Consider the following 16,606-nt stretch of genomic DNA (forward strand, 5'->3'; position numbering starts at 1 on the left):
CTGGTTCCAGCCGTTTCCCCCAGCGGAGAGTCGGTGGCGATGAAACACGGCTGAGCAACCCCTGGAGTTCCCCATGTCGACCCTGCGCGTGACCGCCGAAGTGCTGACCATCCATGAGCATCCGAACGCCGACGCACTCGAACTGGCCCAGGTGGGCCTTTATCGGGCCGTGGTCGCCAAGGGGGCGTACCGCACCGGCGAGCGGGCCGTCTACATCCCGGAGCAGTCCGTGCTGCCGGCCGGACTGATCGAGGAACTGGGACTGACCGGGCGGCTCGCGGGCAGCGCGTCGAACCGGGTCAGGGCGGTGCGGCTGCGCGGCGAGCTGTCGCAGGGCATCGTGTGCCGTCCGCAGGCGCTGGCGGCCGTGGACCTGGCGCGGGCCGCCGAGGCCGGCACGGACTTCGGGGAGCTCCTCGGCATCGTGAAATGGGTGCCGCCGATCCCGCCCACCATGGACGGCGACGTCGAGTCGGCCCCCGACCTGCTGCCCTGGGTCGACATCGAGAACATCCAGCGCTACCCGGACATCTTCACCCCGGGCGAGCCCGTCGTCCTGACGGAGAAGCTGCACGGTTCGGCCTGTCTGCTGACCTACCTCGCCGACGAGGGCCGCGTCCACGTCTCCTCGAAGGGCTTCGGCTCCAAGTCCCTCGCCCTGAAGGAGGATCCGCGCAATCTGTACTGGCGCGCCGTGCGCTGTCACGGCGTCGCGGAGGCCGCCGCCCGGCTCGCCGGACGACTGGGTGCGCGCCGCGTCGGCATCTTCGGCGAGGTGTACGGGGCGGGCGTCCAGGATCTGTCGTACGGCTCCGACGGCCGCCGCGAGACGGTCGGTTACGCCGTGTTCGACGTGTCGGCGGAGATCGACGGCGAGGTGCGCTGGCTGGACGCGCAGGAACTGCTGACGGGCGAACTCCCGCTGGTGCCACGGCTGTACGAGGGGCCGTACGACATCGAGCGCGTCCTGGAGGTCGCCTCCGGCCGGGAGACCGTGTCCGGTCGCGCGCTGCATCTGCGCGAGGGTGTCGTGATCCGCCCCGGGGCTCCCGCCACAGCCGGGCCGGAGGGGACCCTCGTGGCCGCCGAGCGGCACAGCCCGGTGACCGGCGGACGCGCGATAGCGAAGGCGGTCAGCCCGGCCTATCTGACCCGCAAGGGCGGCACCGAGTACGAGTAGGCACAGGGGGAGGCGAGTACTCGGGCCGGGCGGGGCACGCGTGGGCCTGCCCGGGCCCGCGCGCCCATCCGGGCGGGCCGGATGGGCGGGGGCGCCTGCCGGGGCGTGAACTCGTGGGCCGGGCAAGGCGGATGACGCCCGGGCCGGACCGGATGGATGGCCATGTCCGGGTCGGGCCTGGTCCGGTCGGGTCGGGTCGGGTCGGGTCCAGCCCGGTCGGGCCGGCCCGTCGGTCGGGCCGGGTCGTCCGCCCTGGTCGGGTCCGGTCCCGCCCGCCCGCCCGGTCGGTCGGGCCGGGCCGGGCCGGGCCGGGCCGGAGGCGGGCCGGGCCGGGCCGGAGGCGGGCCGGGCCGGAGGCGGGCCGGGCCGGGCCGGAGGCGGGCCGGGCCGGAGGCGGGCCGGGCCGGAGGCGGGCCGGGCCGGACCCGGGTCAGCGGCAGTCGCCGAGTGGCTCCCGGGGCGGCTCGGGTTCACAGGCCCGGGCCTGCCCCCGCTGCCGCTCGAGCGGCTTCGGTGCCGCCTGTGCGCCGGCCCGCTCCACCATGAGCCGGGAGCCGGCCCGGCGCTCGCCGAAGACGTCGTCGGGGTTGGAGAGCACGCAGTTCTCCAGGGAGAGACAGCCGCAGCCGATGCAGTCCGTGAGGTGGTCGCGCAGCCGTCCGAGCTGCTTGATGCGTTCGTCGAGTTCGGAGCGCCAGGCCTCCGAGAGCCGGGCCCAGTCCTCCCGCGTCGGGGTGCGCTCCTCGGGGAGTTCGGCGAGGGCCTCGCGGATGGTGGCGAGCGGGATGCCGACACGCTGGGCGGCCCGGACGAAGGCGACGCGGCGCAGCGCGTCACGGTGGTAGCGGCGTTGGTTGCCCGTGGTGCGGCGGCTGCTGATGAGGCCCTTGGACTCGTAGAAGTGCAGGGCGGAGACGGCGGCGCCGCTGCGGGCCGACAACTGTCCGACGGTCAGCTCGTGGATCGTCTCAGGGATCTGGGGCACCCCTCCAACCTACCCACCGCGTCACACGTCCGGTCCGTTGACATGCGCCCCGCGTCCGACCATGCTAAGCAGTCGCTTAGACTTCGAGATGCGGGAGGCCAGGGACATGGCAGAGCCGAGGACGTTCGCGACGGTCGACGAACTGCGGGGCGCCGTGGGTGAGCAGCTGGGGTACACGGACTGGGTCGAGATCGAGCAGAAGCGGATCGACCTCTTCGCGGAGGCGACCGGCGATCACCAGTGGATCCACGTCGATCCCGAGAAGGCCGCGGCGGGTCCGTTCGGCACCACGATCGCGCACGGCTATCTCACCCTGTCGCTGCTGCCCCTCTTCGGCCCGCAGCTGATCAGCGTCGAAGGCGTGCGGATGGGCGTCAACTACGGGACGAACAAGGTCCGCTTCCCCTCCCCCGTACCGGTCGGCTCGCGGCTGCGCGCCACCGCGACGATCACCGGGGTGGACGACGTGCCCGGTGGCGTCCAGGTGTCCGTGGCCTTCACCGTGGAGCGCGAGGGCGGCGACAAGCCGGTCTGCGTCGCGGAGTCGGTCTCGCGCTACTACCTCTGAGACCGACGCCGACGCCTCCGGAACCGGGTGCTTCATCGCGTCCGGGATGGGAGACGGCCGCGTCCGGGCAGGGACCTACCCCTTGTGGCCCACCATCCGCAGGACCAGGTCGGCGTAGAGGGCGCCGACCTCGTCCGGCGTCCGGGGACCGCCGACGTTGAACCAGCGGGCCACGTCGATGCACAGGGACAGCACCGCGAGGGTGGTGCCGGGGACGTCCGGGACGTCGAAGTCGCCCGCCTCGACACCGTCCTGGATGATGCTGCGCACCTCCGCGTCGACCTGGCGGCGCAGCGCGATGATCTCGGCGCGCGCGTCGGGCCCGAGGGCGTCGAGTTCGTACTGGACGACCCGCGCGGTGGTGTGCTGACCCGCGTGCCACCGCACGAAGGACCGTACGGCGTCGGAGAGCCGTTCGGCGGCCGTGCCCTCGCCCTCGGCCGCGGAGCGCACGATGTCCAGCGCCTTGTCGTGCCCGATCCGGCTGATCCGGTGGAGCAGCTCTTCCTTGGTCTTGTAGTGGATGTACAACGCGGCCGGGCTCATGCCCGCGCGGCCGGCGATGTCCCGGGTCGTCGTCGCGTGGTACCCGCGCTCGGCGAAGGCCTCCACCGCGGCGACGAGCAGCCGCCGTGCCGCGTCCGGGGTGACCTCGGCCCACGGCTGCATCTCGCCGCCGGGCGTCTCCTGCGCCGCACTCATCGCTGTTCGCCCCTTCTCCACTGACAGGGTGAACACCATACCCCTGAACCTGAGCGAGCGCTTAGCGCACCCTGGGCGGGGTCATGGCCGCACGCGGCTCAGAGCTTCTCGAAAGGGTCGTACATCCGGCCGCCGGGGCGGTTGCCGTCCTGACGGTCGCGGATCACCTTGGCCAGCGTGAAGGACGACGTCACCAGGTACAGGACGGCGATGGCCAGAAAGCCCCGCACCCAGGCGTCGGCCTGGAGTTTGAAGATGCCGAGGGCGGTGGCGGCCATCGCGACGGAGAAGGACGCGACGGCCTGACCGTAGAAGGCGGCCGTGTTCTGCTGTTTGCCCGGTGTCTCACTCATGGGACAAGGATCGGCGGACGTGGCCGCCGCCACATCCGCCGTCGTACTCAGGGACGTACTCAGAGTCAGAACGCGGAGACACCCGTCAGGGCGCGTCCGATGACCAGCTTCTGGATCTGGCTGGTGCCTTCGTAGAGGGTCATCACGCGGGCGTCGCGCAGCAGTTTGCCGGCCGGGTACTCGTCGATGTAGCCGTAGCCGCCGAAGACCTGGAGGGCGTTGTTCGCGGCGCGTACGGCGGCCTCGGACGCGAAGAGCTTGGCCTTCGAGGACTCGGTGGCGAACGGCAGCCCGCGGTCCACGAGATCGGCGACCCGCCAGGTGAGCAGCCGCGCCGCGTCCACGTCGACGGCGATGTCGCTGATCAGTTCCTGGATGAGCTGGTGGTGCGCGATCGTCCTGCCGAACTGCTCCCGCTCGGTCGCGTACCGCACCGCCGCGTCCAGCGCGGCCTGGGCGATCCCGACACAGCCCGCGGCCACCGACATCCGGCCCTTGGCCAGCGCCGACATGGCCACCGCGAAGCCCTTGCCCTCGGGCGCCATCATGGCGCTCGCGGGCACGCGCACGTCCTCGAAGGCCAGTTCGGCGGTGGCCTGGCCGCGCAGCCCGAGCTTGCCGTTGATGGTGCGGCGGGTCAGACCGGGGGTGTCGCTCGGCACCAGGAAGGCGGAGACTCCCTTGTGGCCCGGCGCGTCGGTGGAGCGGGCGAAGAGCAGCACGACATCGGCCCAGGTGCCGTTCGTGATGAACATCTTGGTGCCGTTGATGACGTAGTCGTCGCCGTCGCGCACGGCCCTCGTCGTCAACTGGCCCGCGTCGGAGCCGGTGCCCGGTTCGGTGAGTCCGAAGCAGCCGACATACTCACCGGCGGTCAGCCCCGGCAGCCACCGGCGCTTCTGCTCCTCGCTCCCCCAGTGCGCGATGGTCTTGGCGACGAGTCCGAGCGAGACGGAGACGATGCCGCGCACGGAGGAGTCGCCGCGCCCCAGTTCCTCGGTGACCAGGCAGTACGCGAGGTGGTCGCCGCCGCTGCCGCCGTACTCCTCGTCGATGGTGAGGCCGAGGAAGCCGACGTCGGCGAGCTTCTTCACTATGGACCGGTCGACCTCCTCCGCGCGGTCCCACTCGACGACGTGCGGGGCGATCTCGCGCTGCACGAAGTCCTGGGCGAGCTGCCGGACGGCGGTCTGCTCATCATCGAGCCCGAGGTTCATGCCGAGTCACCCCACAGATTGCGGACATTGAAAGCCGTACATTTAAATTAGCACTGCTAGTTTCCTGATGCAGCCCTACTATGTGCGCCATGGCCCGACCGCGCAAGCCCCTCCTGAGCACCGGCCGCATCGTCGAGACGGCACGGGCCCTGGTGGACGCCGAGGGCCTGGCTGCCGTCTCGACGCGCCGGCTCGCCGCCGAACTCGGGGTGAGCGGGCCCTCCCTCTACAACCACTTCCGCACCAAGGACCAGATCCTCGAGGCGGTCGCGGACTCGGTGAGCGCGCTGGTCGACCTGTCGATGTTCGAGGACGGCCGCGACTGGCGGACCGCGCTGCACGACTGGGCCGTCTCCTACCGCGCCGCCCTGCGCGACCACCCGAACATCGTCCCGGTCCTCGCGCGCGGGCCGGGCCGCCGGCCGGCCGGACTGCGGCTCGCCGACGCCGTGTTCGGGGCCATGGTCGACGCGGGCTGGCCGCCGGCCCAGGCCACTTCGATCGGGGCGCTGATGCGGTACTTCATCATGGGGTCCGCGCTGGGGTCGTTCGCCGGGGGCTTCGTGGACGACGAGAGCGCGTACGACCCCGCCGACTATCCGCATCTGGGGCAGGCGCACCTCCTCGCCGACCAGCAGGACAAGATCGACGAGCGGGCCTTCGAGACGGGCCTCGTCGCGCTGCTCGACGGCCTCGCGGTGCAGTACGCGACGCTCGTCCGGGAAGCCTGAGCGGGCCCCGGGGCCGCTCGCGATCCTTCGGTGAACGCCGAAGTGTCCATGGCGCATGCTGGACGGCATGACAAGGCCGAGGGATCCGGTCGGGCCGGGGCTCGCCGCGCTGGCCGGGCTGATGGCGGACGAGACACGTGCCGGTTTTCTGCTCGCGCTGCTCGACGGGCGGCCGTGGACCGCCGGTGAGCTCGCGCGGCAGGCCGGCGTCGCGCCGTCGACCGCCAGCGAACATCTGGGCAAGCTCGTCTCGGGCGGCCTGCTCACCGAGGAGCGCCAGGGACGGCACCGCTACGTCCGGCTCGCCGACGACCGCGTGGCCCAGCTGGTCGAGGACCTCGCCGCCCATGTGACGCCCGGCGCCGGCGCGCGTCCCCGGACGCTGCGGGAGGCCGGTGCGGGCTCGGCGCTGGCGCGCGGCCGGACCTGTTACGACCATCTCGCCGGACGGCTCGGCATCGCCCTCACGGACGCGTTGACCCGGCGCGGACTGCTTCGCCAGGACACCGGGTTCGCCCTCACGGACGCCGGACTGCGGTGGTTCGACGCCGTGGGCATCTCCCTGGAACGCGCCGGACGGCGCCCTCTCACCCGTGCCTGCCTCGACTGGACCGAACGGCGTCCGCACCTCGCGGGCACCGCCGGAGCGGCGCTGTGCCGGCACGCGCTGGACGTCCGGTGGTGCGTACGCATCGGCTCGGACCGGGCGGTCAAGGTGACCCCGGAGGGCGAGCGCGCCTTCGCGGAACTCCTCGGTGTCGAGGCGACGGCCCTGCGCTGAGCCGCGGCCTTCCCCGGGCACCGCCCCGGCCGACTCCCGCGCCCCCGCCCCAGACCCCGACCCCGCGTACGACTCCGGCTCCAGCCCCGGCTCGGACCCTGACCCTGACCCCGGCTCCGGCTCCGGCTCCGGCTCCGGCTCCGGCTCCGGCTCCGGCTCCGGCTCCGGCTCCGGCTCCGGGAAGCGTGCCCGGACCGCCCCACGCGCGGCCCAGCTCCGCGTCCGAAATGCGCGAGACCGATCCCCGTACCCCGCCTAGTCTCAGGAGCATGATGAACACCTCCCGCACCGCGCCGCCCCACCGCCGTGCGCACCTGCTCGCAGCCGGTGCGGCGGCCGTCACCGTCGGGTTGTGGGCCTCCGCCTTCGTCTCGATCCGCAGCGCGGGCGCCGCGTACTCGCCCGGCGCGCTGGCGCTGGGGCGGCTGCTCGCGGGAGCCCTCGTGCTCGGTGCCGTCTGTGTGGTGCGCGGCGAGGGGCTGCCGCCGCGCGGCGCCTGGCGCGGTATCGCGATATCCGGGGTGCTGTGGTTCGGCTTCTACATGGTGGCCCTGAACTGGGGCGAGCAGCAGGTCGACGCCGGTACGGCGGCACTGGTGGTGAACATCGGCCCGATCCTGATCGCCCTGCTCGGTTCCCGGCTGCTGGGGGACGCGATGCCGCCGCGGCTGCTGGCGGGCATGGCGGTGTCGTTCGCGGGCGCGGTCGCGGTGGGGCTGTCGATGTCCGGGGGCGGCGGTTCCTCGGTCCTCGGTGTCGTGCTGTGCCTGCTCGCCGCCGTGGCGTACGCCGGCGGGGTCGTCGCGCAGAAGCCGGCGCTCGGACGCGCGAGTGTGCTCCAGGTGACGACGTTCGGCTGTCTGGTCGGGGCCGTGGTGTGTCTGCCGTTCGCCGGTCAGCTCGTCCACGACGCGGCCGACGCCCCCGTCTCGGCGACCCTCAACATGGTGTACCTGGGCGTCTTCCCGACCGCGCTGGCGTTCACGACCTGGGCGTACGCCCTCGCCCGGACGAGTGCGAGCCGCATGGGCGCGACGACGTACGCGGTGCCCGCCCTCGTGGTGCTGATGTCCTGGCTGTTCCTCGACGAGGTCCCGGGGCTGCTGACGCTGGCGGGCGGGGTGCTGTGTCTGGCGGGTGTGGCGGTCTCGCGCTCCCGGCCGCGCTCGGGAGCGACGGAGGCGGCCCTCCGGGACGCGGTCACGGCGCCGGTTCCGGCATCGACTCCGGGATCGGGTCCGGCATCGACTCCGGCTCAGGCGGGGGCTCCCGCTCCGGTACCCACGTCGGCCCCGGGGCAGGAGACCGAGACCGAGACCGAACAGGCTTGACGCACGACCGGCCTGGCGGGTGTTCCGACCCTGTGACCCGCCCGTCCGTCGACGGTTCCAGGACCACCGGCGACGGAGCGTCGACCCGGGCCCCACTTCTCCGCCGGCCTGGCCCGGTCCCGGTGGCACGAACGCGGCTCGGGCGCGCTTCTAGAACACCACCAGCGCCCGGCCCCCCTTGCCCGCGATCATGTTGTCGAAGGCCGCCGGGATGCCGTCCAGGGCGATGCGGTCGGTGACCAGGCCGCCGAGGTCGAGGCGGCCCGCGCGGACGTGCTCCGCGAGCACCGGGAGATCGCGGGCCGGGTCGGAGTTGCCGTACACACAGCCCGCGAGGGTCCTGCCCCAGTGGAAGATCTCGAGGGCGTTGAAGGTGACCTGCTGGTCCTTGCCCCCGATGCCGACGACCGTGGTGCGGCCGCCGCGCCGGGTCGACTCCCAGGCCGTGCGGATGGTGACGGCGCGGCCGACGCATTCGACGGCGACGTCGACGCCCTGTTTGCCGGTGAGGGCACGGATCTCGCGGGCGGTGGTGTCGGAGGCGACGACGTAGTCGGTGGCTCCGGCCTCGCGGGCGAGCGCCTCCTTCCGGGGCGAGACATCGACCGCGACGATCTTCGAGGCGCCCGCGATCCGGGCGGCCTGGACGGCGGCGAGCCCGACCCCGCCGGCCCCGAACACGGCGACGGTCTCCCCGGGCCGGACCTTCGCGGAGTTGTGGACCGCGCCGTATCCGGTGAGGACCGCGCAGCCGAGCAGGGCGGCGTCGGTGAGCGGGATGCCGTCCGGCACGGGCAGGAGGCAGGACACCGGGACGACCGTCTCCTCCGCGAACGCGGCGACGTTCAGACCCGGGTACAGATCGCTGCCGTCGGAGGCGCGGCGGGCGTACACGTTCCCGGCGCCGGTCAGCGCGTCGGCGCACAGCCACACCTCGCCCAGCGAGCAGGCGTGACAACTGCCGCAGGACGGGGCCCAGTTGAGGACAACCTCGGCACCGGGGGCGACCTGGGTGACGCCCTCACCGACCGCGACGACGGTGCCGGCGCCCTCGTGGCCGAGGACGGCGGGCACCGGCACCCGCATGGTGCCGTTGGACAGGGACAGGTCGGAGTGGCAGACCCCGGCGGCGGCCAGCCTGACCCGGACCTGGCCCGGTCCCGGGTCGGGGAGTTCGATCTCGGCGATCTCCAGCGGGGCACCCACGGCGGGCAGGACAACGGCGCGAACCACGTGAACGCTCCTAGAACTGGAGGGACTTGGTCTGGAGGTACTCGGACAGGCCGTGGGTGCCGAGTTCGCGGCCCACGCCCGACTGCTTGTACCCCCCGAAGGGTGCCAGGGGGTTGAAGCGTCCCCCGTTGATGTCGACCTGGCCGGTGTCGAGCCGCCGCGCGAAGGCGACCGCCTCGGACTCCTCGCCCGCCCACACCGCGCCCGCGAGCCCGTACACGGTGCCGTTGGCGATCCGCAGGGCGTCCTCCTCGTCCTCGTAGCGCAGGATCGAGAGGACCGGGCCGAAGATCTCCTCCTGGGCGATCGTCATCTGCGGGGTGACGTCGGCGAAGACGGTGGGGCTGACGAAGTAGCCCTGTTCGCGCGGGGATTCGGGGCCGCCCGCGACGAGCCGCGCGCCCTCGGCGACGCCCTTCTCGATGTATCCGCGCACCCGGGCCTGCTGCTTGGCGTTGACGACGGGGCCGATGCGGTCGCCGTACTTCTCGGCGGCCGTCGCGGCGAGCTCGACCGCTTCGTCGTAGCGCGCGGCGGGCACCAGCATGCGGGTCCAGGCGCTGCACGTCTGGCCGGAGTTGGACATCACGTTGGCGACGCCGACGTTCACGGCCTTGGCGAGGTCCGCGCTCGGCAGGATGACGTTGGCGGACTTGCCACCGAGCTCGAGGGCGACACGCTTGACGGCGGCGCCCGCGGTGGCGCCGATCCGCCTGCCGACCGCGGTGGAGCCGGTGAAGGAGACCAGGTCGACGTCCGGGTGCTCGGCGAGGGCCTGGCCCGCGACCGGACCGAGGCCGGTGACGAGGTTGAAGACACCGGCCGGGACGCCCGCCTCGGCCACGGCCTCGGCGAAGAGCTGGGCGGTGAGCGGGGTGTCCTCGGCGGGCTTCAGCACCACCGTGCAGCCCGCGGCGAGCGCGGGAGCGACCTTGGCGACGATCTGGTGCAGCGGGTAGTTCCAGGGCGTGATCGCGCCGACGACGCCGACGGGCTCCTGAAGGACGGTCGAGTTGCCGACCTTCTCCTCGAAGGCGTACGTCGCCGCCAGCTCGGCGTAGGAACCGGCGACCAGCACCGGGACGCCCGCGTGCACCGCCTGCGAGAACGCGAGGGGGGAGCCGAGTTCGGCGGTGACGGTCTCGGCGATCTCGTCCTTGCGGGCGGCCAGGACGTCCCGCAGGGCGGCCAGCCGGGCCGCGCGCTCGGCGGGCGCGGTCGCGGCCCAGCCGGGAAACGCGGCACGGGCGGCCCGTACGGCGGCGTCGACGTCCTCGACCGTGCCCGCCGGAACCTGGCCGATCACCTGCTCGTCGGCCGGGTTCACGACCTCGATCGTGTCCCTTCCCACGGCGGGGCGCCAGGCGCCGTCGATGTACATGCCGTCATGTGCCTTCATCGTGTTCCTCCCGGGCGGGGCCGCGTCGTCCGCGCCCTAAACTAGCGATGATAGTTTTGCGGCGCCAGGGGGACCCGCCGCACGGGAGGTCCCGGCCCGGGTCCACGGACCCGCCGCGACCTCGGGACCGGGGGAGGAATTCAGCCACGCGTGCCCGGGATTCACTCGTCCAGGTCGGGCAGCCGTGCCGGTGCCGGACAGATCCGTTCACCGCTCCGGTCGAAGACGAACAGGTGGGCCAGGTCCACGAGGAGCGGGACCTGCATCCCGTGGCGGAGGGCGATGTCGGGCGTCGTGCGCACGACGAGATCGCCGGGCAGCCGGCCCTCGGGCGGTGCCTGCTCGGGGAGGTCGGACTCCCCGTCCGACGGATGATCGAGGACGACGACCGGCCCGGCCCGCCGCGCCCCGGCGCGCTCCCGCAGCCGGTCCAGGACGGTGCCGTCGCGGCGCCGTCGTCGGGTCGGACGGGACGGACGCGGCGACTCCAGCTCCGGCACGAGGGCGGGCCGCGAGCCGGTGTTGAAGTGGACCAGCACCTCGTGCCCCTGGAACTCCACGTGCTCGACCAGACCGCTGATCGCCACTTCGCCCGGCCGGGCGTCGGACGGTCTGCCGAGCCGTACGGCCTCGGAGCGCAGGCCCACGATCACCTCACGGCCCTGCTGCACCCGGAGCAACTGGTGGTCGAGGGACAGGGGTTCGGGCAGACGCAGGTACTGCTTGCCGAGGCTGATCGTCATCGCGCCGTCGAGCGGGGCCCGGATGAGCCCGCGCAGCAGGTTGATCCGCGGGGTGCCGATGAAGGCGGCGACGAAGACGTTCGCGGGCAGCCCGTACACGGTGCGGGGCGTGCCCAGTTGCTGCAGGACTCCGCCGCGCAGCACGGCGACCCGGTCGCCGAGCGACATGGCCTCGGCCTGGTCGTGGGTGACGTACACCGTGGTCGCGCCCAACTCTCTGGTGAGCCGGGAGATTTCGGCGCGCAGGTGGTTGCGGAGCTTGGCGTCGAGGTTGGACAGCGGCTCGTCCATCAGGAAGGCGGAGGGGTGGCGCGCGATGGCCCGCCCCATCGCGACGCGCTGCCGCTCGCCGCCGGAGAGCTGGTTGGGGAAGCGGTCGAGGAGATCCTGGATGCCGAGCATGCGGGCGGTGGCGTCCACGCGGGACCGGGGGTCCTCACCGGGTGTCTCGATGCGCAGCGGGAAGCCGATGTTGTCGCGGCTGGTCATGCTCGGGTAGAGGGCGAAGTTCTGGAACACCATCGCCATGTCCCGCCCGGACGGCGGCAGATCGTTGGCGTACTCCCCGTCCAGCCGCAGCTCGCCCTCGGTGACCTCCTCCAGCCCCGCGATCATCCTCAGCACGGTCGACTTGCCGCAGCCCGAGGGACCGAGCAGCACGAGGAACTCGCCGGGCCTGATGTCCAGCGAGAGCCGCTCCACCACGCGGACCCCGCGGGTGTAGGACTTACTGACGTGGTGCAGGGAGATGGCGCGTGTCATGACAGGTGCCCCCGGGGGCGTGCAAGGCGCTGGTGCTCCGCGGTCGATCGTCCCGTGCGGGTCGTACGGGACCTTTGAGTCACGGAAGTTAACGGACCGCACGCGTCCGGGGGAAGACGCGCGGCGCCATCGGACGGGCCCGTTCGGTACGGGCGGAAACGGACGATCGGATACCGGACGGGCCGGGAGCGGACGCCCGCGGGCGCCGGTGCCGAGGCCCGGCGCCCGGCGGCTCGTCTCAGGGGTTGCCGGACCGCCCCCGGACCCCCGTGAGATGGGCGAAGACGACGACGTTCGCGGAATATCCGGCCTTCCGGTCGAAGGCGCCACCGCAGGTGATCAGTCGCAGTTCGGGGCGCCCCCGGTCGCCGTACACCTCCGTGTCGGGGAAGTGCGCCTTCGCGTACGTCCGTACGGCGTCCACCGTATAGACGGCGGTCCGCCCGTCCACGCGCCGGGCCTCGACGCGTCTGCCGGGCCGGGTCCGCTCGAGCTCGACGAAGACGGCCGGTCCCGTCCGGGTGTCGCGATGACCCACGACGACGGCCGTGCCGCGTTCGCCCGGGGTGGGACCGTCCGTGTACCAGCCGACCAGTTTCGGATCGTCCCCGGGCGGCGCGGCGAGCCTTCGCTCGCGGTCCAGCCCGAGACCGACGACCGGCGCCTCGAGACCGAGGAAGGGGATACGGAGCGAGGTGGCCCGGGATCGCGGCAGCGGGGCGGGCGGGGGTGCGGGCCGGACCCGGCGGGCGGCCGGGGAGCGACGCGGCCGCGCGGTGGGCGCGCCACCGCCGGGGCGGTGGGAGTCCGGTCCGGCGGCGGCGTCCTCCGCCCCGGCCCGAGCGGAGGACGCGTCGCCGTCGTCGCGCACGGCGCCGGACGCCACCGTCCCGGCCGGCTCGCCGTCCCCCGCCCACCAGACGCCGCCCGCCACCAGTGCGACGGTGACCACCAGGGTCCGCGTCAGGCGGTAGGCGCGCGTCCGGTACCAGGGCCTCGGTCGCCTACGCGGCGCCATCGGGGCGTCGGCGCAGCCGCAGGAACACGACTCCACCGGCTACGACGAGACCCACGGCCGCGGCACCGGCGACCGGGGAGAAGTCCTGGGGATGGGCGACACCGCCACCGCCCGCGGGGGGTCCTCCGTTGGGACCACCGGGACCGCCGTTGGGGCCGCCCGGACCGCCGGTGGAACCGCCCGGGCCGGTGGGCGTCGAGGTCAAGGTCGGGGTCGGGGTCGAGGTCGGGATGCCGACGGGGCATTCGACCTTGAAGACCTTGCTCTTGCCCGCACCGTTCTGGCCCACGAACCTCCAGGTCAGCTTGTACTGGCCGTCGGGCAGCGTGAGTTCGGGTGTCCGGCCGTGTCCGGACGGCAGGTCCAGGCTGCCCCTGAGGTTGGCGCCGTCCGCGGCCAGGGGCTGGGTCACGATGAACCAGGTGACCTGCTGCCCCGGGTCGAAGTTGAAGCCGTCGAGGTAGAAGTGACAGACCTTCGGATCCTCTCGCGTGTCGTCGAACCCGGTGCCCGAGTCGTGGACCTTGACATCGCCGTTGTCACCGGGGGCGGCGACGGCGGCCGGGGCCCCCAGGAGGGCGGTGCCCGCGACGGCGAGAGTCACGAGGGCGCCGGCGCCGCGACGTGGGCCGGAGCGGCGCGAGAGGGGCGAGGTGGACATGCAGATTCCTCCGAGTCAGATGATTTTCATACAAATCTCACTTCGTCTGACTACCTTTCACATACGCCCCGGAAAAGGCCGCAACTGCGCCCAGTACCCCGTCAGGTATCGCTCTTCCGGCGCAAGGGCACCCGGGGCCGCCGCGGCCGGTCCCGCACCGGTTCCGGCTGCGCCGGTGACGTCCCCGCGATGCCCGACGACAGCAGCAGCAGCGCGCCCAGCATCACGAACGGCGCCGCGACGCCCGCCATCCCCGCGACCAGGCCCGCGGCGGCTGGCGCGGCGACCTGGCCGAGCCGGTTGCCGGTCAGCCGCAGCGCGAGCGCCGTGGAGCGTGCCTCCTCGGGGGCGGCCCGGACGACCGTGGTCATGGACAGCGGCTGGCCGACACCGAGGCAGAAGCCGAGGACGACGAGCATCGCCGCCAGCGCCCACACCGGCACCGGCAGAGCGATGCCCGCGCACAGCACGCCGCCGAGCAGACAGGTCACGGTGAGCAGCGCGTTCCGGCCGAGCAGTCGCAGCATCGGCGTCATCACCAGCCGGCACGCGACGGTCGCCGCCGCGCGCAGGCTCAGCAGGACGCCGATCACCGCGGGCGCGATGCCCCGGTGCTCGCCGACGACCGGCAGATAGGCCGTGAGGATGTCGGTGGCGGACAGCACGGCGGCGCTGACGAAGATCCCCGAGGGAACGCCCCGGGCACGCAGGATGCGGCGCACGGGCGGGCGCTCGCCGCGCGCCGCCGGGGACTCGGGCGTCGTAGCGGTCTCGATGCGCCACAGCGAGGTGAACGAGACCGCTGCCACCGCGCCCGCGACGAGGAGCGCGACGGCGCTCCCGCCCGCCCTGTCGTGGCCGCCGATCAGGGCGCCGGCCGCGATGGGGCCGACCAGCTGGCCGAGCGAGACACCGATGGTGAAGTGGCCGAAGTTGCGGTCCTGTTCGTGCGGGGCGGACTGGCGGGCGACGATGGACTGGCCGCCGATGACGAAGCAGAGGTGGCCGAGGCCCATCACACCGCTCCAGGCCGCCATGGCCGCCAGGGTGCCGGCCGTGCCGCTCAGGGCGCAGCCCGCGACGATCAGGACGACACCCGCGGGCAGCAGGGGCGCGCACCGCCCGTGGTCCGTTCTGCGTCCGAGGGGGACGGCCGCGAACAGCGGCAGCAGCGCGAAGGCGCCCGCGATGACACCGATCGCCCGCTCGTCGGCGCCGAGTGCGAGGGCCCGGTAGGAGACCGCGGGCCGCGCCATCGACACCGCCCCCTGCGTACAGGCGAAGGCGACGAGGAGGCGGAGCAGCCAGCCGCGGTTCCCGCCGGGCCTCATGGTGCTGTCCTCCGGTCGCACGTGATCAGACGATGCCGAACAGGAGCCCGGCACCGAGCACCACCAGCGAGGTCAGCGCCGCCCACTTCACGACGAACCGCGTGTGGTCGCCGAACTCGACCTTGGCCATGCCGACCAGGACGTACACGGCGGGCACCAGCGGGCTCGACATGTGCAGGGGCTGGCCGACGAGTGAGGCGCGGGCGATCTCCAGGGAGGAGACGCCGTGGGCCTGGCCGGCTTCGGCGAGCACCGGGAGGATGCCGAAGTAGAAGCCGTCGTTGGACATGAAGTACGTGAGGGGGATGCTCAGGACGCCGGTGACGAGGGCCATGTGCGGGCCCATGCCGTCGGGGATGTTGTCCACCAGCCACGTCGCCATGTGGTCGACCATGCCCGTGCCCTGGAGGACTCCGGTGAAGACGGCGGCTGCGAAGACCATGCCGGAGACGTTGAGGACGTTCTCGGCGTGGGCGCCGAGGCGGGCCTTCTGGTCGGGCATGTGGGGGAAGTTGACGGTGAGCGCGAGCGCGGCGCCGAGCAGGAACAGGACCGGGATCGGCAGCCACTCCATGATCATGGCGGTGAGCAGGGTGACAGTGAGCAGCGCGTTGAACCAGTAGAGCCGGGGCCGCAGGGTGGCGCGGTGCGGGTCGATGCCTTCGAAGTCGTCCTCCTCGTCTGCCGGGTGTGTGTCCGCGTCGCCCACGGATCCCGAACCGGAGCCGTCCGCGGGCAGCTCGCCCGAACCCGAGCCCGAACCGCCGCTGTACGCGCACTGCTCGCCCGAACCCGAGCCCTTCGCCGCACCCGCGCCCGGGCCGCCCGCGCCCACGAGCACGGTCTCCCGCGGCTCCAGCACCTCGTCCAGCGTCAGCACGCCGAGCCGCTTGCGCTCGCGGCGGCCGAGGACGCAGGCGAGGGTGAGGACGCCCAGCAGTCCGACGGCGAGGGCGGGGACCATCGGGACAAAGATGTCGCTCGCGTCGAGCTTGAGCGCGGTCGCGGCGCGGGCGGTCGGGCCGCCCCAGGGCAGCGTGTTCATCACGCCGTTGGCCATGGCGGCGACACCGGTCATCACGACCAGGCTCATATTCAGCCGCTTGTAGAGCGGATACATCGCCGAGACGGTGATCATGAAGGTGGTCGAGCCGTCGCCGTCCAGGGAGACGATCGCGGCGAGGAGCGCCGTGCCCACCACGATCCGCAGCGGGTCGGCCTTGCAGAACCTGAGAATCCCCCGGACGATCGGGTCGAAGAGACCGACGTCGATCATCACTCCGAAGTAGACGATCGCGAACATCAGCATGGCCGCCGTGGGGGCGAGGCCGGTGACGCCGTCGATGACGTAGTCGCCGAGCCGGGCGCCCTTTCCGACGAAGACACAGAAGAGTGCCGGGATCAGTACGAGTGCCGCGATCGGCGACATCTTCTTCACCATGATCAGGACCAGGAAGGTCGCGATCATGGTGAAGCCGAGGATGGTCAGCATGAAATGGACACCTAACGTTCGCCCTTGAACTCCCACCAGGGACGGCGGTGCGATGACGTTAGGTCGCGCCCGAAAGCGTTAACAAGACGTTGACACGCGAGCAATAAGCGCAAAACTCC

16 protein-coding genes are annotated in these 16,606 nt (G+C 72.7%); 5 read left to right on the top strand and 11 right to left on the bottom strand.

Features of this window, described 5'->3' with window-relative positions; genetic code table 11:
* Nucleotides 1–73: 73 nt before the first annotated feature.
* On the top strand, nt 74–1,180 hold the full coding sequence (locus ACWD68_RS25050) for an RNA ligase (ATP) (RefSeq protein ID WP_451808681.1): 1,107 nt from the start codon (nt 74–76) through the stop codon (nt 1,178–1,180).
* Between the two features lie 430 nt (nt 1,181–1,610).
* Here ACWD68_RS25050 and soxR read toward each other — a convergent pair whose 3' ends face one another.
* Nucleotides 1,611–2,165, bottom strand: a complete 555-nt coding sequence (gene soxR, locus ACWD68_RS25055; RefSeq protein WP_451808682.1) for a redox-sensitive transcriptional activator SoxR — start codon at nt 2,163–2,165, stop codon at nt 1,611–1,613.
* Nucleotides 2,166–2,271: 106 nt separating this feature from the next.
* On the opposite strand from soxR, the gene ACWD68_RS25060 reads away from it, so the two are divergent.
* On the top strand, nt 2,272–2,733 hold the full coding sequence (locus ACWD68_RS25060; protein ID WP_451808683.1) for a MaoC family dehydratase: 462 nt from the start codon (nt 2,272–2,274) through the stop codon (nt 2,731–2,733).
* 75 nt (nt 2,734–2,808) lie between these two features.
* Here the strand turns inward: ACWD68_RS25060 and ACWD68_RS25065 are convergent, their stop codons facing one another.
* From ACWD68_RS25065 to ACWD68_RS25075, 3 genes are all read right to left on the bottom strand, one after another.
* Nucleotides 2,809–3,435 carry a TetR/AcrR family transcriptional regulator gene (locus ACWD68_RS25065; RefSeq protein ID WP_451808684.1) on the bottom strand — a complete coding sequence of 209 codons (627 nt, stop codon included), beginning with the start codon at nt 3,433–3,435 and terminating at the stop codon, nt 2,809–2,811.
* Nucleotides 3,436–3,533: 98 nt separating this feature from the next.
* On the bottom strand, nt 3,534–3,788 hold the full coding sequence (locus tag ACWD68_RS25070; RefSeq protein ID WP_451808685.1) for a YiaA/YiaB family inner membrane protein: 255 nt from the start codon (nt 3,786–3,788) through the stop codon (nt 3,534–3,536).
* 65 nt (nt 3,789–3,853) lie between these two features.
* Entirely contained in the window at nt 3,854–5,005 is a 1,152-nt protein-coding gene (locus tag ACWD68_RS25075; protein WP_451808686.1) for an acyl-CoA dehydrogenase family protein, read from the bottom strand.
* Nucleotides 5,006–5,094: 89 nt separating this feature from the next.
* On the opposite strand from ACWD68_RS25075, the gene ACWD68_RS25080 reads away from it, so the two are divergent.
* The 3 genes from ACWD68_RS25080 (at nt 5,095) to ACWD68_RS25090 (ending at nt 7,848) form a co-directional block, all read left to right on the top strand.
* The gene (locus ACWD68_RS25080) at nt 5,095–5,736 is read left to right on the top strand and encodes a TetR/AcrR family transcriptional regulator (protein ID WP_451808687.1); all 642 of its coding nucleotides are present in this window, start codon (nt 5,095–5,097) and stop codon (nt 5,734–5,736) included.
* Between the two features lie 55 nt (nt 5,737–5,791).
* Nucleotides 5,792–6,517 carry an ArsR/SmtB family transcription factor gene (locus ACWD68_RS25085; RefSeq protein ID WP_451808688.1) on the top strand — a complete coding sequence of 242 codons (726 nt, stop codon included), beginning with the start codon at nt 5,792–5,794 and terminating at the stop codon, nt 6,515–6,517.
* 269 nt (nt 6,518–6,786) lie between these two features.
* Nucleotides 6,787–7,848, top strand: coding sequence for an EamA family transporter (locus tag ACWD68_RS25090; protein ID WP_451808689.1), 1,062 nt, complete (start codon nt 6,787–6,789; stop codon nt 7,846–7,848).
* Nucleotides 7,849–7,998: 150 nt separating this feature from the next.
* On the opposite strand, the gene ACWD68_RS25095 is transcribed toward ACWD68_RS25090, so the two are convergent.
* The 7 genes from ACWD68_RS25095 to ACWD68_RS25125 form a co-directional block, all read right to left on the bottom strand.
* On the bottom strand, nt 7,999–9,081 hold the full coding sequence (locus ACWD68_RS25095; RefSeq protein WP_451808690.1) for a Zn-dependent alcohol dehydrogenase: 1,083 nt from the start codon (nt 9,079–9,081) through the stop codon (nt 7,999–8,001).
* A gap of 10 nt (nt 9,082–9,091) precedes the next feature.
* On the bottom strand, nt 9,092–10,480 hold the full coding sequence (locus ACWD68_RS25100; RefSeq protein WP_451808691.1) for an aldehyde dehydrogenase family protein: 1,389 nt from the start codon (nt 10,478–10,480) through the stop codon (nt 9,092–9,094).
* 161 nt (nt 10,481–10,641) lie between these two features.
* Nucleotides 10,642–11,985: an ABC transporter ATP-binding protein gene (locus ACWD68_RS25105; RefSeq protein WP_451808692.1), complete on the bottom strand. Its 1,344-nt coding sequence runs from the start codon at nt 11,983–11,985 to the stop codon at nt 10,642–10,644.
* A gap of 238 nt (nt 11,986–12,223) precedes the next feature.
* Nucleotides 12,224–13,003 carry a class F sortase gene (locus ACWD68_RS25110; RefSeq protein ID WP_451808693.1) on the bottom strand — a complete coding sequence of 260 codons (780 nt, stop codon included), beginning with the start codon at nt 13,001–13,003 and terminating at the stop codon, nt 12,224–12,226.
* Entirely contained in the window at nt 12,990–13,664 is a 675-nt protein-coding gene (locus ACWD68_RS25115; protein ID WP_451808694.1) for a hypothetical protein, read from the bottom strand. The genes ACWD68_RS25110 and ACWD68_RS25115 overlap by 14 nt, the downstream gene beginning before the upstream one ends.
* Nucleotides 13,665–13,765: 101 nt before the next feature.
* Nucleotides 13,766–14,995, bottom strand: a complete 1,230-nt coding sequence (locus tag ACWD68_RS25120; protein ID WP_451808695.1) for an MFS transporter — start codon at nt 14,993–14,995, stop codon at nt 13,766–13,768.
* Nucleotides 14,996–15,020: 25 nt separating this feature from the next.
* Nucleotides 15,021–16,487, bottom strand: coding sequence for a CitMHS family transporter (locus ACWD68_RS25125; protein ID WP_451808696.1), 1,467 nt, complete (start codon nt 16,485–16,487; stop codon nt 15,021–15,023).
* Nucleotides 16,488–16,606 lie beyond the last annotated feature (119 nt).

The organism is Streptomyces sp. NPDC005141, from assembly GCF_053599975.1.